At 61.7% G+C, this 19,514-nt stretch carries 19 protein-coding genes and 1 tRNA gene; 14 read left to right on the plus strand and 6 right to left on the minus strand.

The window, feature by feature from the left end:
• Nucleotides 1-7 precede the first annotated feature (7 nt).
• Genes CRO18_RS16005 through CRO18_RS16020 form a run of 4 tightly spaced genes read left to right on the plus strand, consistent with a single transcriptional unit; the run spans nucleotide 8 to nucleotide 2,423 of the window.
• Nucleotides 8-1,063, plus strand: a complete 1,056-nt coding sequence (locus CRO18_RS16005) for a lysine-2,3-aminomutase-like protein (protein ID WP_097082884.1) — start codon at nucleotides 8-10, stop codon at nucleotides 1,061-1,063.
• A gap of 49 nt (nucleotides 1,064-1,112) precedes the next feature.
• Nucleotides 1,113-1,742 (plus strand): CDP-diacylglycerol--glycerol-3-phosphate 3-phosphatidyltransferase, encoded by a 630-nt coding sequence (pgsA, locus tag CRO18_RS16010; protein WP_076483927.1) that lies wholly within the window; start codon nucleotides 1,113-1,115, stop codon nucleotides 1,740-1,742.
• Nucleotides 1,735-1,983: a molybdopterin converting factor subunit 1 gene (gene moaD / locus CRO18_RS16015; protein WP_097082885.1), complete on the plus strand. Its 249-nt coding sequence runs from the start codon at nucleotides 1,735-1,737 to the stop codon at nucleotides 1,981-1,983. The genes pgsA and moaD overlap by 8 nt, the downstream gene beginning before the upstream one ends.
• Nucleotides 1,983-2,423: a molybdenum cofactor biosynthesis protein MoaE gene (locus CRO18_RS16020; RefSeq protein WP_097082886.1), complete on the plus strand. Its 441-nt coding sequence runs from the start codon at nucleotides 1,983-1,985 to the stop codon at nucleotides 2,421-2,423. The genes moaD and CRO18_RS16020 overlap by 1 nt, the downstream gene beginning before the upstream one ends.
• A 15-nt stretch (nucleotides 2,424-2,438) precedes the next feature.
• Here CRO18_RS16020 and CRO18_RS16025 read toward each other — a convergent pair whose 3' ends face one another.
• Nucleotides 2,439-3,485 carry an FAD-binding oxidoreductase gene (locus CRO18_RS16025; protein ID WP_097082887.1) on the minus strand — a complete coding sequence of 349 codons (1,047 nt, stop codon included), beginning with the start codon at nucleotides 3,483-3,485 and terminating at the stop codon, nucleotides 2,439-2,441.
• Nucleotides 3,486-3,536: 51 nt separating this feature from the next.
• Here CRO18_RS16025 and mnmD point away from each other — a divergent pair, with 51 nt between their 5' ends.
• Together mnmD and CRO18_RS16035 are read left to right on the plus strand one after the other, a co-directional pair.
• A complete protein-coding gene (gene mnmD / locus CRO18_RS16030; protein WP_097082888.1) occupies nucleotides 3,537-4,202 on the plus strand; it encodes a tRNA (5-methylaminomethyl-2-thiouridine)(34)-methyltransferase MnmD in 666 nt (221 codons plus the stop codon).
• Nucleotides 4,199-5,095: a DMT family transporter gene (locus tag CRO18_RS16035; RefSeq protein WP_097082889.1), complete on the plus strand. Its 897-nt coding sequence runs from the start codon at nucleotides 4,199-4,201 to the stop codon at nucleotides 5,093-5,095. Before mnmD ends, CRO18_RS16035 begins: the two co-directional genes overlap by 4 nt.
• Here CRO18_RS16035 and CRO18_RS16040 read toward each other — a convergent pair.
• Nucleotides 5,092-7,035: a lytic transglycosylase domain-containing protein gene (locus CRO18_RS16040; protein WP_097082890.1), complete on the minus strand. Its 1,944-nt coding sequence runs from the start codon at nucleotides 7,033-7,035 to the stop codon at nucleotides 5,092-5,094. The genes CRO18_RS16035 and CRO18_RS16040 overlap by 4 nt on opposite strands.
• A 139-nt stretch (nucleotides 7,036-7,174) precedes the next feature.
• Here CRO18_RS16040 and dapA point away from each other — a divergent pair, with 139 nt between their 5' ends.
• The 3 genes from dapA to draG all read left to right on the plus strand — a co-directional run bounded on the left by dapA (nucleotide 7,175) and on the right by draG (nucleotide 9,829).
• A complete protein-coding gene (gene dapA / locus CRO18_RS16045; RefSeq protein WP_097082891.1) occupies nucleotides 7,175-8,047 on the plus strand; it encodes a 4-hydroxy-tetrahydrodipicolinate synthase in 873 nt (290 codons plus the stop codon).
• A gap of 101 nt (nucleotides 8,048-8,148) precedes the next feature.
• Nucleotides 8,149-8,970 (plus strand): NAD(+)--dinitrogen-reductase ADP-D-ribosyltransferase, encoded by an 822-nt coding sequence (locus CRO18_RS16050; protein ID WP_097082892.1) that lies wholly within the window; start codon nucleotides 8,149-8,151, stop codon nucleotides 8,968-8,970.
• Nucleotides 8,963-9,829, plus strand: a complete 867-nt coding sequence (draG, locus tag CRO18_RS16055) for an ADP-ribosyl-[dinitrogen reductase] hydrolase (protein ID WP_097082893.1) — start codon at nucleotides 8,963-8,965, stop codon at nucleotides 9,827-9,829. Before CRO18_RS16050 ends, draG begins: the two co-directional genes overlap by 8 nt.
• Here the strand turns inward: draG and CRO18_RS19105 are convergent.
• From CRO18_RS19105 to CRO18_RS16075, 4 genes are all read right to left on the minus strand, one after another.
• Complete coding sequence (locus CRO18_RS19105) at nucleotides 9,795-11,036, minus strand: cyclin-dependent kinase inhibitor 3 family protein (RefSeq protein WP_097082894.1); 1,242 nt, start codon at nucleotides 11,034-11,036, stop codon at nucleotides 9,795-9,797. The two genes, draG and CRO18_RS19105, sit on opposite strands and share 35 nt — an antisense overlap.
• 81 nt (nucleotides 11,037-11,117) lie before the next feature.
• Nucleotides 11,118-13,823 carry a GGDEF domain-containing phosphodiesterase gene (locus CRO18_RS16065; RefSeq protein ID WP_097082895.1) on the minus strand — a complete coding sequence of 902 codons (2,706 nt, stop codon included), beginning with the start codon at nucleotides 13,821-13,823 and terminating at the stop codon, nucleotides 11,118-11,120.
• A 269-nt stretch (nucleotides 13,824-14,092) separates the two neighbouring features.
• A tRNA-Arg gene (locus CRO18_RS16070) sits at nucleotides 14,093-14,169 on the minus strand.
• 113 nt (nucleotides 14,170-14,282) lie between these two features.
• Nucleotides 14,283-15,692: a HAMP domain-containing sensor histidine kinase gene (locus CRO18_RS16075; protein ID WP_097082896.1), complete on the minus strand. Its 1,410-nt coding sequence runs from the start codon at nucleotides 15,690-15,692 to the stop codon at nucleotides 14,283-14,285.
• 292 nt (nucleotides 15,693-15,984) lie between these two features.
• Here CRO18_RS16075 and rpmH point away from each other — a divergent pair, with 292 nt between their 5' ends.
• The 5 genes from rpmH to CRO18_RS16100 all read left to right on the plus strand — a co-directional run bounded on the left by rpmH (nucleotide 15,985) and on the right by CRO18_RS16100 (nucleotide 19,443).
• Nucleotides 15,985-16,119 carry a 50S ribosomal protein L34 gene (rpmH, locus tag CRO18_RS16080; protein WP_076483939.1) on the plus strand — a complete coding sequence of 45 codons (135 nt, stop codon included), beginning with the start codon at nucleotides 15,985-15,987 and terminating at the stop codon, nucleotides 16,117-16,119.
• A 127-nt stretch (nucleotides 16,120-16,246) separates the two neighbouring features.
• Nucleotides 16,247-16,639 carry a ribonuclease P protein component gene (gene rnpA, locus CRO18_RS16085; protein WP_394341458.1) on the plus strand — a complete coding sequence of 131 codons (393 nt, stop codon included), beginning with the start codon at nucleotides 16,247-16,249 and terminating at the stop codon, nucleotides 16,637-16,639.
• Nucleotides 16,636-16,908, plus strand: coding sequence for a membrane protein insertion efficiency factor YidD (gene yidD, locus CRO18_RS16090; RefSeq protein ID WP_097082898.1), 273 nt, complete (start codon nucleotides 16,636-16,638; stop codon nucleotides 16,906-16,908). Before rnpA ends, yidD begins: the two co-directional genes overlap by 4 nt.
• Nucleotides 16,901-17,803, plus strand: a complete 903-nt coding sequence (gene ttcA, locus CRO18_RS16095) for a tRNA 2-thiocytidine(32) synthetase TtcA (protein ID WP_097082899.1) — start codon at nucleotides 16,901-16,903, stop codon at nucleotides 17,801-17,803. The genes yidD and ttcA overlap by 8 nt, the downstream gene beginning before the upstream one ends.
• A gap of 77 nt (nucleotides 17,804-17,880) precedes the next feature.
• Nucleotides 17,881-19,443, plus strand: coding sequence for a GGDEF domain-containing phosphodiesterase (locus CRO18_RS16100; protein ID WP_097082900.1), 1,563 nt, complete (start codon nucleotides 17,881-17,883; stop codon nucleotides 19,441-19,443).
• Nucleotides 19,444-19,514 lie beyond the last annotated feature (71 nt).

Below are 19,514 nucleotides of genomic sequence, written 5' to 3' on the forward strand. Positions count from 1 at the left end.
CCGCGCCATGACCGCCCTACCGCCCAAACCAGCGCTCACGCACCCCGATGCGCTTTTGCACGAAGGCCTTGTGCAAAAGACTGATCTGCCAGCGCTTGCCCGCGTGGCGGAAAGCTTCCGCATCCGCATCACCCCGGCGATGCGCGCCGCGATCGCGCGCCCGGGCGATGCGGTGGCCGCGCAATTCGTCCCCACGGCGGCAGAGCTGCACACACGGCCCGAAGAACTGCTCGACCCGATCGGCGATAGCACCCACGCCCCGGTGCCGGGGCTCACGCATCGCTACCCCGACCGGGCGATTTTGCACATCACCAAAACCTGCGATGTCTATTGCCGCTTTTGCTTTCGGCGCGAAACGGTGGGCGAAACTGGCCCCCTGCCCGAGGCAGATCTGGCGAAAGCGCTGGACTACATCGCCACCACGCCTGCACTGCGTGAAATTATCCTCACAGGCGGCGACCCGTTGACGCTGTCGCCCCGGCGACTTGAAGCGGTGCTGGTGCGGCTTTCCGCCATTCCACACATCACCACGATACGCCTTCACACCCGTGTGCCCGTGGTCGCACCGGAGCGGATCACCAGTGACCTTGCCCAGCTTCTGCATGCCCAGCGCCCGGCGGTGTGGATTGTGGTGCATACCAACCACGCGCAAGAACTCACCGCGCCTGCCCGCACGGCGCTTGCGCGGCTCGTCGATGCGGGCGTCCCGTTGCTGTCACAATCTGTGCTGTTGCGGGGCGTGAATGACACGCGCGAAGCGCTGCTGAACCTCTTCCGCGCCCTGCAAGATCTGCGGGTAAAGCCCTATTACCTGCATCATTGCGATTTGGCCCCCGGTACCAGCCATTTCCGCACCACGATTGCCGAAGGGCGCGCGCTGATCGCAAGCCTGCGCGGGCATCTGAGTGGGGCGGCGCTGCCCAGCTATGTGCTCGACATCCCCGGCGGCTTTGGCAAGGTGCCGATTACCGCCGATCACTTTACCCCCGGCGCAGAGCCCGGCCTGTGGCATGTGACCGATTGGCAAGGCCGCACACACGATTACGTGGACCCAACACACTGAGGCGATTCCCCCTCTTTTCCTTCTGCGCGGCGGCGGATACTGTGCGCGCATGCAATGGAACCTACCGAATATTCTTACGGTGCTTCGTCTTCTCGCCGCGCCCGGCGTGGCGGTGATGTTTTTGTATTTTCACCGTCCTTGGGCGGATTGGCTGGCGCTGACTTTGTTCATTGGCGCCGCTGTCACCGATTGGTTTGATGGCTATCTCGCCCGCGCTTGGGGGCAAGAAAGCAAATTCGGTGCGATGCTCGACCCAATCGCTGACAAGGCGATGGTGGTGATCGCTTTGGTCGTGCTGACGGGCTATTCCGGCATGAACCCGTGGCTCATTTTGCCCGCCACCGTGATCTTGTTCCGGGAGGTCTTTGTGTCGGGCCTGCGCGAATTCATGGGGGCCGATGCGGGCAAGCTGAAGGTCACCAAACTTGCGAAATGGAAGACCACGGCGCAGATGGTCGCGATTGCGACGCTGTTCCTTGGCACCGGGCTTGATTACCTTGCCAAAGGCCGTGCGCCGCGTGCGGGCGAAGGCGATCTGCCCACCGGGCTTGGCTTGGCCGATCTGGCGAACCATTTGGGCATTGCCCTGATCTGGATTGCTGCAATTCTGACGGCCATTACCGGCTGGGATTATTTCAGCAAATCGCTCCCCTTCTTGCGTGAGAACAAGGATGGTTGAGGTGTTGTATTTCGCTTGGCTGCGCGAACGCATTGGCGTGCCGCGCGAACAGGTGGAAACCACAGCCGCAACCGTTTCAGACCTGATCGCAGAACTCAAAACCCGCGAACCGCGTTATGAGGCCGCTTTTGCCGACCTTTCCGCCGTGCGGGTGGCGCTGGATCAAGAGCTTTCCGAGTTTTCCTCGCCCCTCGCTGGCGTGCGCGAAGTGGCTTTTTTCCCGCCAATGACGGGCGGCTGATGCGGATTGCCGTTCAAGAAGCCGCCTTCGACCCCAGCACCGAACTGGCAGGCTTTGGCCAAGGGCGTGCCGATGTGGGCGCGGTCGTCAGCTTTACCGGGCTTGTGCGTGACGACACCGGGCAGATGCAAGCGCTTGAGATTGAGCATTACCCCGGCATGACCGAACGCGCGATTGGCGCGATTGTCGAGGAAGCTTGCACCCGCTGGACCTTGGCCGATGCTTTGGTGATCCACCGTTATGGGCGGCTAGAGATCGGCGCGCCGATCATGATGGTTGCCACCGCCGCGCGGCATCGCCAAGCAGCCTTTGAAGCGGCGGAATTCTTGATGGATTACCTCAAATCCCGCGCGCCGTTTTGGAAGAAAGAAATCACCGCCACCGGCGCAGCTTGGGTCGAAGCGAAAGAAAGTGACGAGGCCGCGCTGACCCGTTGGTAAGCGCGGCTCCCCCGTTTAAAGGTTGTCTTCGACCCGGAACCCGTCGGGGATAGCATCCACACCCTCAAGCACCAGATCGGCCATAACCACGGCGATCTTGGGGGCCATACCAAAGCCGATTTTAAAGCCGCCATTGACGATGAAGTGCCCCTCGCGGCCCGGCCACGCGCCCAGCATCGGCGCGCGGGTCACCGAACGCGGGCGCACATTGGCCCAGCGCTCCACCACCTCGGCCCCTTCCAGCGCGGGCACCAAAGCGCGGGCACGGTTCAGCACGTCTTCGAGCTGATCATCGGTGCTTTCCGGGTCGTCGTAATAGCGCTCCGCCGTGGAGCCCACACCCACCGTGCCATCAGCATGGGGCACCACCAGCACCCCATCGGCAAAGATTTGCGGCACCGGACCGGCATCATGAGCAAGGATCGCGGATTGCCCCTTCACCCCATTGCCGACGCTTTTGCCAAAGGCAGCGGTCAGCTCCTCAAGCCCGGCAAGCCCCGTGGCATGCAGCACCGGGCCGCATTCTTCCGCCTCACCGATGATCACCTCTCCGCCCAGAGCCTCGATCGCTGCGGCAAGCGCAGCGCCCGCGCGGCGGGGCGAGGCACGGCCAGAGAGCGTGTCATGAATCACCAGCCCCGTCGGCGTTACTGGCACAAAATCCCCAAAGTCTCCCACCGGGGCGACGCGCCAAATGAAATCGCCTCCCCAATGTTCGGCAGCACCAGCGGCACGGGCTTGCGCCAGTTCTACGCCCGCTTCATTCGCGATGGGTTGCAGCCGCCCCACACGGCCAAAGCCGGCATCCTGCCCGCCCACGGCTTTGACATCGTCCCAAAACGCCTGCGCCATCACGAGGCTTTCAAATTGGAACTGTTTTTTCGCATTCCACTGCTCGGGCACATGCGGCGAAAGCATCCCCACCGTGCCCCCAGACGAGCCTGCCCCGATCCGCGCGCGCTCGATCAACCGCACCTTCACGCCGCGCTTGGCGATTTCATAGGCGCAGGCCAAACCGAACACCCCGCCACCGCGCACCGTTACCCAGTCTGTGCTTGCCATCGCGCGCCCCTTTCGTCAGTGTTACCGCGAACTTACTTGGCACTACCCCCTATGACATCTTCAGACCAGAGCACAGCCGCGCTGATTTGGCGCGACGGATCGACGCCCGTTTCCACGCGCTTCGATGACCCCTATTTCAGCCTTGCAGGCGGCTTGGCCGAAACGCGCCATGTGTTTTTGGCGGGCAATGACCTGCCCGCGCGGTTTTGCCCGAGCTTTCACGTGGCAGAACTGGGCTTTGGCACCGGGCTGAACCTGATCGCCACCGCCCTTGCGACCGATCTGCCCATTCGCTTCACCACTTTTGAGGCTTTTCCGATGTCTGGGGATGAAATGGCGCGCGCGCTTCAAGCCTTCCCGGAAGCTGCTCCGCTCGCTGCGCCTTTGGTCGATGCGATGACACGCGGCGAGACCCGCTTCACCTTGGGCAGTGTTTCGGTCGAACTCATCTTGGGCGATGTGCGCGAAACCCTCCCCCAATGGGCCGAACAGGCCGATGCCTGGTTTCTGGATGGGTTTTCGCCCGCCAAAAACCCCGAAATGTGGGGCGAGGATTTGATGGCCGCGGTGGGGCGCCACACAGCCCCCGGCGGCAGCTTTGCCACCTACACGGCCGCGGGCTTTGTGCGCCGGGGCCTCTCGGCAGCGGGCTTTACGGTTGAGCGCGTGCCGGGCCATGCGGGCAAACGCCATATGAGCCGAGGCCAGAAGCCATGAGCGTGGAGCAAAACATCGGCAAGGGCATTTGGCTGATGGTGGTCACCACCTTCATCTTTGCCATGCAAGACGGGATCTCGCGCCACCTCGCGGGGACGTACAACGTCTATATGGTGATCACGATCCGCTATTGGTTCTTTGCGCTCTTCACGCTCAGCGTCGCGGCGCGCTCCGAAGGGGGCTTGGTGCGCGCGCTTTATAGCCGCCAGCCCTTGATGCAAATTTTCCGCTCGCTGGTGCTGGTGGCAGAGATTGTCATCATGATCCAAGCCTTCGTGATCTTGGGGCTGGTCGAAAGCCATGCGGTCTTTGCCTCATATCCGCTTTTGGTCGCCGCGCTTTCCGGCCCGGTTTTGGGCGAAAAGGTTGGCTGGCGCCGCTGGGTGGCCATTGGCATTGGTTTCACCGGGATCGTGATCATTTTGGAACCCGGCTTTGGGGTCTTTAAGCCCGAGGCGGTGATCCCCCTCGTCTGTGCGCTTTTGTTTGCGCTTTATTCGCTGCTCACCCGCTTTGCCGCACGCAAAGATGCCGCCGCTGTCTCGTTTTACTGGACCGGGCTTGTGGGTGCGGTGGTGATGACCCCGTTCGGGATTTGGTTTTGGGAACCGATGATCTTTGCCGATTGGCTTTGGATGGCGGCGCTGTGCATTACCGCAGTCACTGCGCATTTCCTGCTGATCCGCGCCTATGAGGTGGCAGAGGCTTCGGCGATCCAGCCCTTCGCCTATTTGCAACTGGTCTGGGCCTCGGCGCTGGGGATTTTGGTCTTTAATGACACGTTGCGCCCCAATGTGGCGCTTGGGGCGGGCGTGGTGGTTTGCGCCGGGCTCTTCACGCTTTGGCGCACACGGGCCCACGCCAAGGCAAAATTGGAAGCGCGCGCGGGTTAGCGCCCGCGCAACTCATCCGTGAACCGCAGCACCCCGGCATCGGGGCGGCCCAACCGCGCGCGGTAGATGGGCAGGCTTTCCGCCACCCGCATCACATAGGTCCGCGTTTCGTCAAAGGGGATCATCTCGACCCAATCGACCACATCGACCGAAGGGTTGCGCGGATCGCCGCGTTCTTCGATCCAGCGGCGCGGGCGGCCCGGCCCGGCATTATAGCCAGAGGCCACCAACACCGGCGAGGTGCCAAATTCTTCTTCTAGAACAGCCAGATAGGCCGCACCAAGTTGCACATTATAGCTTGGGTCCGAGGTCAGGCGAGACAGCTCATAGGGCACGCCCTCGCGCTCTGCCATCATCTTCGCGGTGCCCGGCATCAACTGCATCATCCCGCGCGCGCCGACATAGCTGACCACCACCGGGTCAAATTCGCTTTCGCGCCGCGCGATCGACAGCGCCAATTCCTCGCGTACCTCCAGCTTCTCGGGATGCAGTTCCGGCACCGGATGATAGGCGCGCACCAGAACTTGCCCCGCATAGGCCGCGCGCTTGCCAAGGCTCAGCATCAAATGCGGGTTGCCCCATTCCTCAGCCAGCTTGGCCAAGGGCGCGATCTGCGCATTGGGCAGGCTTTCTTCGAGATGCAGAATGAACCGCTCGGCCAGCGCGGTATCGCCTGCCTGATGCAGCAAGAGCGCAGCTTGAAATACTGGTGACGCGGTGAAACTTTCGCCGCGCCAATCCGGCAAAGGGGGTGCCGCCGCAAAGCGGGCATCAAGCGGCACGCCCGCGCGCTCGGCACACAAAAGCCCGTAATAGGCGGTTTGATGGCGTGCGCCCTCGGCATAGGCGCGCTGCGCATCGCCCGTGCGCCCCAAAGCCTCGAGCGCGCGACCGCGCCAGTAATCGGCCCGCGATTGCGAGATCGGGCTCGAAACCCCGGCCTCGACCGTTTCAAAATGCGTAAGCGCAGTCGGCGCGTCGCCCAATTTCAGCGCGGCATAGCCCGCAAGCCATTCCAACTCGGCCCAATCGCCGCCGCCTTGCGGCAAACGATGTCGCGCAGCGAGTTTGTAAGCCAACCGTGCATCGCCTGCCCGCAGGAAAAACCGCGTAAGCCGCGACCGCAGATCGGCCCAAAGCGTCGGGTCACCCAGTTTGTCAGCATCGGTGGAAAACTCCAGCATCAGATCAGCGGCGGGCACCTCCAGATCATTGCGCCAGCGCCACCACGCCCGGTCGAGCGCGAGGCCATAAGACCCGCTCATCCGCTCGGGCACCGCCGCAACCAGATCATCCACACCCGCCTCGCGCGCTTGCAGCGCGATCCGGGCCGCCGCCACGGCGCGCGTGCCGGGGCTTACAAGATCCAGCATCGCGCGGGCCTGATCGAGCTTGCCAGCCTCCAAAAGCATCTGCATCCGCCCGCCATGATGCGGGGCGACGAGCTCCGGGTAACGCGCCAGAAAATCGGCCTGCTCTTGCGGGTTGAGATCAAGGCTGCGCCATGCCGCCTCCGCGACACTGGCCGCTTTTGCAGAATTGCCCTGCGCCAGATGCGCCGCCACCAGCGCCAGCGCGCCAGTTCCCGTTTGCGGTGCCATCGTCGCGAAATAGGAAATCACCTGTGCAGGCGGCACACCCTCCAGCGTCGCCTCACCCTTTTCGTGCAACAGCGGCATCCCCGGCCATGCAGCGCGGCGGGTGGTGAAATCGGCGTAATCGGCAAAGCGCCCCGCGCCCGCGCGCAGCCGCTGCCATTCAATGATATCAAAAGCGAGCGGCCCAGATGCCCGCGCCTCTGCCGCCGCGCGGGGCCAATCTTGCGCCTGCGCCGCGTCCAGCGCACGGGCGAGTGCTTCGGGCACATCAGCCACCGCAACCGGCGGAGAAAGAGAGAGAAAAGCAGCCACGAGGGCCGCAACGGCACGTTGAAAGGTCATGGCTCTGCTCGCGTGTTTTTTATTACCTGCCTGCTCGTTGTAACGGATGCAATTCACAAGTTGGCAAGCTCGAAAGCCTCGCCTATGGTCCGCGCAATTTTCCAACCGGCGAATCCGCCAAAACACTCAGGAGCGTGTCATGTTCAAAGGGTCTTTCCCCGCACTCGTCACGCCGTTCACGAACGGCGCAGTCGATTGGGACATGCTCAAGAAGCTGGTGGAATGGCATATTGAACAAGGCAGCAACGGCCTTGTGCCGGTGGGCACCACGGGCGAAAGCCCGACGCTGAGCCATGACGAACATAACGAAGTCGTGCGCGTGGTGGTGGAAACCGCTGCAGGCCGGGTGCCAGTGATTGCGGGCGCAGGCTCGAACGCCACGGCGGAAGGGATCGAACTGATCCGCCATGCCGCAGCGAATGGTGCCGATGCGGCGCTCGTCGTGACGCCTTACTACAACAAACCCACGCAGCGCGGCATGGTCGCCCATTTCACCGCGATGCATGATGCTTGCGAACTGCCGATCATCATCTACAACATTCCCGGCCGCTCGGTCGTAGATATGTCGCCCGAAACGATGGGCGAATTGGCCAAACTGCCGCGCATTGTGGGCGTGAAAGATGCCACCGGCGATTTGAGCCGGGTCGCGAAACAGCGCATGACCTGTGGCGCTGATTTCATCCAGCTTTCGGGCGAAGACGCGACCGCTGTGGGCTTTAACGCTATGGGTGGCGTGGGCTGCATTTCGGTCACCGCAAACGTTGCGCCGAAACTTTGTGCCGAGATGCAAGCGGCCACGCTGGCTGGCGATTACGCCAAGGCGATTGCCTATCAAGACCAGCTTCTGCCGCTCCATATCGCGATCTTCCTTGAGCCGGGCGTGGCGGGCGCGAAATACGCGATGTCGAAACTGGGGCTGTGCAGCGCTGAGGTGCGCTTACCGCTGACCGAACTGACCGATGGCACCAAAGCCGCGATTGACGCCGCGATGGCGCATGCCGGACTGATCTGAGCCAGACAAGCCGTCCCGAAAGGGCTGAACGGGGGGCTTGGCCCCCCGTTTGCATTTCTGTCGCCTTCACAGCGCGGTTTTGGCAGCGCATGATCTGCGCCATGAGCGACACCGTTGCACAGCGCAATCCGGGGCTTGGCCATTCGACGAACCGCGTCGGGCGGTCGCCGGACCTATTGGCGAGCGCGCGTTTCAACAGCGCCCCCGAACCGCTGCAAATCCACGGCGTGCGGGAAATGAACCCCGCGCTTTTCACCATGTTCGACCAGGCCGAAAGCGGCGCCGAGGCGGGTGAAGCGCTGCTCAGCTATATGCAGGCGATGTTTTCCATCGACCCCGAGCAGCAAGAGGCGCCGGGCGGCAAGCGGCCTTTTCGGTCCTCATTCTTGCGACTTTTGCAAGGGTGGAGCTTTAACAGCAATGGGCCGGAAGGCGCGGTGCTGAAGGGCTGGGTGGAAAGCCGCTTTGGCATTGCGCCCAGCTTTCATAAAGAGGTGCTGACCTGCATGACCTGCCCGGCGTGGCAAGTCTATACCAGCGAAAAGATGCAAAGCCGGTTTCATGGCAATGCGATCTGGACCCAGCTTGATTTGCTGTATGAGGCCGCGCAATGGGTCGCGCGGCACTTCACCTTTCCCGCCCAAAGCCATCTGACGCTGTATCGCGGCAGCAATGCGCTAGAAGATCATGCGATTTTGGAGCGGCCCAGCAAGCGTGAGGCGGTGATCAGGCTCAACAACCTCGTCTCGTTTTCCTCCGAGCGCGAGGTGGCGGATTGCTTTGGCGATAAAATCCTGACGGTTGAAGTTCCGGTTGTAAAAGTGCTCTCATATCCGGGCCTGCTGCCCACGCGGCTTTTGCAGGGCGAACGCGAATTCCTTGCCATCGGCGGGGCGTACCGGGTGAGGATCGACGATGTCTGATTGCCAAGACAGGGCCTTGGCCGCCTATTTGGGCTTTGCTTTGGGCGATGCCTTGGGGGCCACGACCGAATTTATGACTGCACGCGAGATTGCCACCCAATTGGGCGTGCACCGCGACATCACCGGCGGCGGCTGGCTGCGGCTACGCCCCGGCGCGGTAACCGATGATACGCAAATGTCGCTTGCGCTTGGGCGCTCGCTCATTCGCTGCGGTGGGCTGGAGGCCCGTGATCTGTGCGAGGAATTTTCCGCTTGGCTCGCCACCAAGCCCGCCGATGTCGGCAACACGTGTCGGCGGGGCATCAAGCGGTTTCAACGCGATGGCTCAGTTGCTGGGCCCGAGATGGAAGATGATGCGGGCAATGGCGCGGCGATGCGGGTGTTGCCCGTGGCGCTCGCCACGCTCGGCGTGCCCGACAGGGCCGAGGAATGGGCATGGGTGCAGGCGCATACCACGCACAACAACCCGCTCTCAGATGCAGCTTGCTTGGCGCTGGTGCGGATGGTGCAAGGTCTGATCATAGGCGAGGGCAAAGCCGCGGTGGAACGCGCGGGCGCGGTGCTTGTGGAACAGCATCGGATCTTCCGCTTTGAGCCTTATCGCGGCCTGTGCTCGGCCTTTGTGGTCGAAACCATGCAGACCGTGCTGCATCACCTCTTGGCCGCCGACAGCTTTGAAGAAGCGGTTGTGGCCACGGTGAACCAAGGTGGCGATGCCGACACGACCGGCGCCTTGGTCGGCATGTTGGCGGGCGCGCTTTGGGGGCTTGAGTCGCTACCGATGCGCTGGCTTGCCGTTCTGGACACGCAAGTGCAGGACGAAATCACCGATCAGGTGCCAAAGCTTCTGGCGTTGTAAGGCGCTGCGCCAGATCGGCTTTGCGGGCGATCAACTTCGCGGTCAGCTTTTCGCTGCGACCATATTCTGCGACCACACGCGAAATCGCCGCATCGGGCAAGCGGGTGACGACGCGAATAGCCGCTGCGACCGCTGCCGCATCCATATCCCCAAAAAGCTTTACCGCCTGTGGGTTCTCTGGGTCGGTGCGCAGCCGATCTATCTCGCCCACCTCAGGACCAAAGTCGCGACCCTTCGGGTCGCCCGAGGCGCGAAAATCGAGCGCGCCGCCCACATCCAGCGTGGTCACAACCCCATGGATCAGGCCCTGATTGTCCCCCAAAGACCCCGCCGCATCCCAATTGGCCAGCCACGCATGCACGCCAAGCCAGTGCTGGGCGGCTTGGCGTTCCGCTTCGCTGAGTTGCGCGAGGCAGGTCTTTTCCAGCGGCATAAAAAGGGTGGCCACCTGTTCGGGCTGGGCTGCGGGCAGATAGGTCAGCACCGGCGCCCCCGCGAGCCGGTAAAGCGCGGCCGCTAAATTTTCATTGCGCGCATGGGCGGGGCTTTCGAGCTCTTTCACGTAATAGCGCCGACCCGCGCCATCATCCCAAACTCCGGCAGGGTTGGTGCCCAACTGCCCACCGATGCGAGTCATTTTTGCGGTATCCACCATGGCGGGCTCATTCACGGCCACCGTCTCGCGCACCAATGCCAATTGCCTTGGCGTTTCAATCGCACCGGGGCGGGCCACCCGCACCGCGCGGATCGCCGCTTTGGGCTCTATTCCCAATTCCACCAAAAGCCGCGCGGCAATCGTGCCCGCGCGCCCGAGCCCGCCCTTGCAATGCACCAAAATATCTTGACCCGCACGCAAAGTATCGCGCAAGGCGCGCCCTTCCGCAGCCCAGCGCACCTCGAACGCTTCATCGGGGATCGAATAGTCGGCAATCGGCAAATGCCGCCAGATCATGCCATGCGCATGCACCGCATCGCCCAAATCCGGCACCTTAAGCGCAATAAGTTCGGCGGGTTCCACCAAAGTCACCACGACCCGCGCGCCCCAAGCGGCAATGGCAACCATATCTGTGGTCAGATCACGCGCCCAAGCGCCGGAATAGGCGGCCCGGTCATGCTTGCCAGGGCAAAAGGTCAGGCCAATCCGGCCAAACCCCGGCCCGGCGCAAACCTCGGCAATCTGCAATGGATGGGTCTCACTTGTGCGCATCTCGTCCCCCTTCGCGGCAAGGGGATCATAGTGGCACCATCGGGGCAACGCAGCGTGACGCTTGGCCCCGATCTTGCGAAATTACCGCGCCACGGCGGCTTCGCGTAGCTTGGGGGTGGCCAAATAGGTTTCGACGAACTTCTCCAGCGGCATCGGACGGCCAAAGTGATAGCCTTGCCCCACATCGCAACCATGCGCACGGAGCCATTCTTCTTGCGCGGGCGTATCAATCCCCTCGGCCACGCTGCGTAGCCCCAGCGCTTGCGCCATCGCCAAAGTGGCCAAAACGATCGCATCCGCCGCGCCGTCATCCAAACCAAGCCGCGATACGAAGCTTTGGTCGATCTTGAGTTCCTTGAGGTTCAGGCTTTGCAGATAGCTCATCGAAGAATAGCCGGTGCCGAAATCATCGGCAGAGAGTTCAAATCCGGCTTCCAGCAAAAGCGCAATCGCGCCGCGCGCGTCAGATTTGAGGTCAACCACCGCGCCTTCGGTCAGTTCAAACTGCACATCCTCTGACCCAAGGCCCGCCGCTGCCATATGCGCCAAAACTTCTGCCCCAAACCCCGCCTGACGCAGGCTTTCGGGCGATAGGTTGATCGAGAGATGCAGCGACAAACCACGCCCATGCAAATCGGCCATAAAGAGCCCCGCAAGGTCGATCACCAAAAGGTCGATCTGCCGGATCAGCCCGGTCTTTTCCGCCACCGGCATGAATTCCGCCGGGCCAATGCCCGCAAGGTCCGGGTCGGTGCAACGTATCAGCACTTCTGCCCCGGCCAGCGTATTGCCGCTTTGCAAGTTCACTTTCGGCTGCAAGACCAATTCAAAGGCCCGCTCACGAATGGCGCGCTGCAAAGATTGGCCAATCAGCGCTTCGCGTGCCATCCGATCGCGCAGCTTCGCGGTAAAGGCCACGCATTGGTTACCGCCAAGCGCCTTCGCCTCGTACATGGCAAGATCAGCATTGATCCACATTTCCTCGGCGCTCATCGCATCCATCGGATAAAGCGACACACCCATCGAGCTGTTGAGGTAGATTGTCTGACCATCAAGCTCAAACGGCGTCTCAAACGCGACAGCAATACTTGCCGTCAGCCGTGCCGCCTCTTCCATCGAATCCAGCCGATCAAGGAAGGTGAATTCCGCTGCGCCAACCCGCGCCAGCACTTTAGCCCCGTCGCGCAGACCATCAAGTCGCTCCGCGATCTGGCAAATAAGCCGATCACCCAAAAGCGGACCGAACCGATCTTTCACCTGCTGGAACTGATCGACACAAAGGAACACCTGCGCCACAAGCCGCCCGTCCGTGCGCGCCTGCCGCACCATCGACTCGGCATGCGCGCCGAACAATTCGCGGTTTGGCAGCCCGGTCAGGGCATCGTGGCGCGCAGCAAAGCGCGCTTCTTCCGCCGCCTGCGCCAAGAGCCGTTCATCAATCAGACGCTGCGTGATATCCGACACCGAGCAAACCACCTGCAACCGCCCGTCAGGCGTTTCCATCGGCGCCGCATTGACCGAGATTTCCCGTTCGGTGCCATCGGACAGAGGCAAAGTGAGCCGCAAATCGCGCAGCACCGCCCGCTCTTTGCGCAACCGCACCAGCGGAACGCCTGCCCCAGAAGGCCCTGCCCCGCGCTGCATCCAGCCGATTTCATCTTGGCGTCGCCCAACCAGGCCGGCGCCTGTCGTATCCAGAATTTGCTGGGCTTCGAAATTGGCAAAGACCACCACGCCAGCCTCATCCAGCGCCAAAATGCCGGAGACAGAAGTTTCGGTCAGCCGCTGCAAGAAATCACTTTGCTCGCGCAACTCGGCCTCAAGCGCCTTGCGCCGCGATACATCAATATGCACGCCCGACAAGATTTGAGCATTGCCATCTTGATCAACCTCTACGGCGCGACCACGCGACAGAACCCAGACCCAATGGCCATCTTTGTGCCGCATCCGAAATTCAAAAGCATAATAGTGTTGGTGATTTTCAAACTGCCACACATGCGCCTTGTTCATTTCCTCCATGTCATCAGGATGAACAAGCGCACGCCAATCATTGATCATCTGCGGATTTAGCTCTTCTAGCGTATATCCCAGCATCTCAGCCCAGCGCGCATTCACTTTCAGCCGATCTGTGCGCGCATCATGCCGCCACGTCCCCAACTCTCCGCCAGCAATCACATCGCTAAGGGCTTGCGTGGTCTGTTGCAGGTCGGTGATATCGAGAGACACCCCATAAACGGACCCGGGTTGCCCTGCGTCGCGGCTTTCATGATCGGGCACGATTTTCGCCCATCGCCATTCGCCATCATCGGTCCGCACACGCCAGATGGCCGTCGGCAAATCTGTCTCACCATGCAAAATCGCCGCAGAAAGGGCATCATAGATTGGGCGATCTTCGGGGTGGATGCGGCTGCGCAGATGGACATCATCATATGTCACGCGTGTCGCGGCATTGACCCCACGCATCAAACTGCCGCGCGCAAAGACATTCAAACCGCCATCCGGCTTTTTCTCGGTCCGCCAAATAGAGCCGCCTGCCGCAATCAGCGCGCCCCGCAATCGGCTTTCCGCTAGATTTGCATCGGCCAGCGAGGTCTCAAGCCGGCCCAAGACATGGCGCAAGATCACCCAAAGCCCCAAAGCTGTCAGCGCGATGAAGGTCCAGCCTTTCACCGTTTGGAACATTTGGTACTTCGTCAGATCGGGGACGATGCGCCCCAAGATCCAATCACTCGTCAACACATAGAGCACGCCCATGACCGCATAAGCGACCGAGAGCCACAATGCCATTGAACGAGACCTCTTACACTCTGCCACTTTCACCCCCAGCGCTTCGGTCTTCGGTTTGGGAAACGAAGCGTAATCGTAATAACTCGTGTCAGGGCGCCTAACGCCAAGTTTGTGACGATTCGGCGAGGAAATAGTATGTCTGATTTTTATCGATTACGGAAAGCCCTACCACGGTACTCTCCAAGCCCTGCTCCTGAAACAGGACCTGACGCCACATGATAGCGGTTAGCGTGACACTGGCGTGTCACATTACAGTCGTATTTGGGAAATGGCGGACCCGGAGCGATTCGAACGCCCGACCCTCAGATTCGTAGTCTGATGCTCTATCCAGCTGAGCTACGGGTCCGCTGTGGGGGGCGATTTAGCCCCGCGTTGCGGGCAATGCAAGGGGGAAAGCGAAGAAAAATCAAAGTTTCTTATCCACAGCCAAGAAACTGCGTTTTCCCGCACGAAAGCGCCTCACCCCGGGAGTTCGGCCTGAGTGAGTTCCAGCGCGCGCGGCAAGGTCAGGCGGAATTCAGTGCCTGTCGCATCGGTCCGCACCAGATCCAGCCGCCCACCATGGCCGCGCACAAGTTCTGCAGAGATTGCCAGCCCGAGCCCCGTGCCGCCTTTTTTAACGCCCCCCGAGAACGGCTGAAATAGCCGCTCACGCGCCTTTTCGGGCAAGCCCGGCCCGGTGTCTTGCACCCTGATCCACCAGCCCTCGGCACTTTGACCGGCACCAAACTCAATCGTGCCGGGCTGGTTCGTGGCCTCAATCGCTTGTCGGGCGTTGCGCGCGAGGTTCGACAGCACGCGGTAAAGCTGTTCTTGATCCGCGCGGATCATCAGCCCCTTGGGCACATCGGTAACAAAATCCACCTGCGCAGCGCTGGCTGGCGCTTGCTCGCCCTCAATCACTTCGGCCACCAGCGCACCAAGGTCGACCGGCGCGAGCTTCGGCGGCGGCTCTTCGGCACGGCCAAAGGCAAGCGTCGTCTCGCAAAGGTTCACGGCGCGGCCAATAGATTTCATCAGCTTCGGCGCTGCGCGCTGCACTGCGGGGTCCTCCGAATCCTCCATACGGTCGGCAAAGAGCTGCGCCGTGGTCAGAATATTGCGCAGGTCATGACTGATCTTTGCCACCGCCTGACCAAGCTGGGCCAAACGTTCTTTTTGCCGCAAGGACGCGGTGAGTTGATGCTGCATAGAAGCCAATGCCTCTTCCGCCACGCGCAACTCTTCGATTCGCGCTTGGGGGGCGATGATCGTGCGCGCATCTTCCGGCGCATCGGCATAGGCGGCCATATGCGCCACGACGCGCTTGATCGGCACCACCATCAACCGCCGCACCAGCAAGAACAGCAAAAGTGCCGTCACCACCGAGACAATGGCCGACAAAGCCAAAAGCCGCAGCCCGTATTCGATCATTTCGAGCCGCAAGGGCGCTGTGGACAGAGTGACCTCGATCACCAGCCCGCCCTTTTGCACCGGATCACCGATCACCCGCACCACATGGTTTTCGGGATCGACCAAAACCACCAAGGCATCGCGCACCAAACGCCAAAACGGTTCTTCACGCAGGTCATAGGTTGCGGCAATCGGTTGCGGGATCGGCGAAGACAGCACCAACTGCCGCGCCGCATCGCGCCGCAACACGACGTTATAGACACCCGCATTATCGAGCAGTTCTTGCTCCAGATCGGGTTCGATCATCGTGTCGGTGGTCAAAAGCGCAAGCGAGGCGATCTGCGCACGCTCCAAACGCGTCAGCAGATAGTCTTCACGGAAGTTCGCCAACCCCGGCAACAGGATGAGCATCTCTGCCAGCACGACGAAGACCGTCGTGAGCACCAGAAACCGCCCAGAAAGAGTGTTGATCTTCATCCTGTCCCGAATTGGCGGGCCGCCCGCCTGGGGGCCCTTTCGATCCCCTACCGAAAGCAATCGGCATTTCTATGAAATACCAAAGCATTCGCGCAATACATAGGGGCGCGAATGCTTGGGCGGAAGGGCGCCGATGCAGGCTTTTCACCATGTCGCACAGGCCCTAGAAAAAACCGCAAGGAAGAATTGACTTGTGCAGGCGATGCCCCTAAAGGACGGGCTTCGAATGAAAGGGCAGCCGAATCCGGCCGGTTTCAGGATGCCCCCCCGACAGACAACCGGAGTAACCGCGATGAAACGCACCTACCAGCCGTCGAAACTCGTGCGCGCCCGCCGCCACGGCTTCCGCGCCCGCATGGCGACCAAAGGCGGCCGCAAGGTCCTCAACGCTCGCCGCGCCAAGGGCCGCAAGGTTCTGTCGGCGTAAGGCAGTACGGCCTGAAAGCATGACACCGCCGGAGGCTCCTGCGACTGACCTCACTGGTCGGAGTGCGGGAAACGCCCCGGCGGTTTCCGTTTGTCCGCCAAGTGCTGGCATACTGCGAATCGCAGTCATGCATCAACGGGCGGATTTTTTGCGTGCCGCCTCGGCCCAACGGCTCGCGGCGCCCGGCTTCTTGCTGCAAGCCCGCAAACGGAGCGACGGCGAGCCTGTTGCGGCCGATCTTGTGCGCGTGGGCTTCACCTGTTCGAAAAAGCTCGGCAATGCGGTGGCGCGCAATCGCGCCAAGCGGCGGTTGCGCGAAGTGGCGCGGCTTGGCCTGCCAAGCCTTGGCCTGCCCGGTTGGGACTACGTGCTTGTGGGGCGACCCGAGGTGACTGCCAGCCGGACATTCGCCGACCTGCAAACCGATTTCGCCAGAGCGATCGCCGATATTCATGCCGGTCGCACGATGAAACCGCGCCCGCCCCAACCCGGCCAAAAGGGCCGCCGGAGGGGAAAATGAGCCCGGTGGCCTTTGCGCTGGCGCTGCCGGTGCGGTTTTACCGGCTTGTGCTCTCGCCGCTTTTGGGCAGCAATTGCCGTTACCAACCCACCTGTTCCTCTTATGCGCTTGAGGCGCTTGAGCGACATGGCGCGCTGAAAGGCGGCTGGCTCGCGGCCAAGCGCATTCTCAGTTGCAACCCGTGGGGCGGCAGTGGCTATGACCCGGTGCCGGGGTCCGACCCCAACCATGATGCGCGCTGCGGCTGCAAGGACCATTCAGATGTTTGACGAAGACGACGCCGCGCTGCCGCCGCTTTTGGCCGGTGTGCCCTCCACCACCGAATTCAAAAAGCTGCGCAAGCGACTTTTGCGCGAAACCCGCGAAGCGCTTGAAACTTATGGCATGATCGAGCCCGGCGCGCGCTGGCTTGTGTGCCTGTCCGGTGGCAAAGACAGTTTCACCCTGCTGGCGGTTTTGACCGAGTTGAAATGGCGCGGGCTGTTGCCGGTGGAGCTTCTGGCCTGCAACCTTGACCAAGGCCAACCGGGCTTTCCGGCAACCGTGCTGCCCGAGTTTTTGACCAAGATGGGGGTCGAACACCGGATCGAGTATCAAGACACCTATTCCGTGGTGAAAGAAAAGATCCCGGAAGGCCAAACCTATTGCAGCCTGTGTTCACGGCTGCGGCGCGGCAATCTTTATCGAATCGCCCGCGAAGAGGGCTGCTCAGCCGTCGTGCTTGGCCATCACCGCGACGATATTCTTGAAACCTTCTTCATGAACCTCTTTCACGGCGGGCGGCTTGCCACGATGCCGCCGAAGCTCTTGAATGAAGAGGGCGACTTGTTCGTCTATCGCCCGCTGGCCTTCGTGGCCGAGGCCGATTGCGAGAAATTCGCGCGCGGCATGAATTACCCGATCATCCCCTGCAATCTGTGCGGCAGCCAAGACGGGCTGCAACGTGTGCAGGTGAAGCAAATCCTTGATGGCTGGGAAGCGCGCAGCCCCGGACGGCGTCAGGTGATGTTCCGCGCATTGATGAACACGCGCCCCTCGCATTTGTGCGACCCGCGCGTGTTCGATTTCGCGGGATTGATGCGCGATATGACAAAGGTAGCGCGCGGCGCAGATTCTGTTTCGGATTTGAGCGAAAACATCCCCAACTTGAAAGAGCCGTTTTAACCACTCGCTGACCAAACCGGCCTAGCTTGGGCGCGAAAGAAGGGGGGCTCCCTTCCCAGCATTCACCGAGGGCCGAAATGAAAAAATTCGGGAGGCAGGTTTCTGCCAAGCCGTCGAAATCCGCGAAGAAACAACGTCTCAAACACGCCGGACCGATTCTGCTGCGTCGCGAGATGGTCGCCTTTTTGCCTGCCGCGGCTTTGGCGGGGCTGTGGTTTAACCTTGAAGGCATGACGCTCGTGGGCATTACCGCCCTTATCGTCGCGTGGATGAGCCGCCCCGAAGTGCTGCCCGAAGAGCCTGACGAAACCTCTGACCGCCCGGTGCCGCAGCGCGCCGATGCGGTGGAAATGCTCGATTCGACCCTGCAAGAAGCGCTCGACTCTGGGCGCGGCACCGCCTGCCTTGTGATTGGGCTGGATGATAGCCAAGCGCTGATGCGGCAAATGAATCGCAGCGAATTCGATGAATTCCTGCAAGCCTTTGCCGAGCGTGTGCGGGGTGTGCTGCGCAATTCGGACCGAATCGCGTTGATCGAACGGGAGCGCTATGCCGTCATCTTAACGCCGACCCAGCGCCCTGACCTTGAAAGCATGATACAGCTTTCTGCGCGCCTGCAAGCCGCTTGCGATGCGCCGTTTTCCATTTCCGCACGCTCGGTCAACACCACCTGTCATGTTGGCTTTTGCCTGATGAGCCGCGCCCCAGAACCGACGGGCACCGCGATTCTGGCTGCCGCCGAAGCCGCTGCGGATGAAGCCAAACGCAATGGCCCCGGCGCGATCCGCGCTTTCACGCCAGAGATCGGCAAATCCAGCTCGACCCAAAGCGCGCTTGCGGCCGATATCGGCCCCGCGCTGGAAGAGGGTCGGATCGTCGCCTATTTCCAGCCGCAAATCTGCACCGATACCGGGGCAATTTCCGGCATGCAGGCGCTGCCGCGCTGGCTTGACCGGGATCGCGGCGTGCTGACCGAAGCCGAGATCATTCCCGCCGCTGCGGCCGCAGGCATGCAGATGCGTCTTGCAGAAGTCATGATGTTTCAGTGTTTCAATGCGTTGCGCGACTGGGAACGCCTGCCCACCGGCCCCGGGCCGGTCAGTTTGCCGCTCGGCATGGCACATGTCAGCGACCCGAAAATGTTCGACCGTCTGAAATGGGAGTTTGAGCGGTTCGACATTGATCCGGAGCGCACGCGGCTCGTGCTGGCGCAAGAAGTGACCGGGCAGCTTGATGACGAGGTGATCCTGCGCAATATCTCGCGCTGCGCCAAAATCGGCTGCCAGATCGAACTCGCGGGCTTTGGCACTGGGCCGATCTCGGTCGCTGCGCTTCGTCGCACCGGGGCAGAGCGGATTCGCATCCATCGCTCTTTCGTGACCAATGTGGACCGCGACCCGGAACAGCAACGCCTTGTCGCCGCCATCGTTTCCTTTGCCGAGGGGCTTGGTCTGCAAACCGTGGCGGATGGTGTTTCGACCATTGGCGAACATGCGATGCTGGCACAGTTGGGCTGCAACCATGTGCAAGGTAAAGCGATTTCCCAACCGCTGCCGCTCGAAGAAAGCGCCAACTGGATCAACCGCCATGACGCGCGGCTGTCTTCTCTCCCCAAGCCGGGTAAACGCCGGGGCGCCTGATCCCTCTTTGTCTTTATGATGCACGCGCGCGACACCTTCGCTTGCAAGGCCGCGCGCGAGGAACCACAGGG

Origin of the sequence: Rhodobacter sp. JA431 (assembly GCF_900217725.1) — a bacterium.
Taxonomy (GTDB): domain Bacteria; phylum Pseudomonadota; class Alphaproteobacteria; order Rhodobacterales; family Rhodobacteraceae; genus Rhodobacter; species Rhodobacter aestuarii.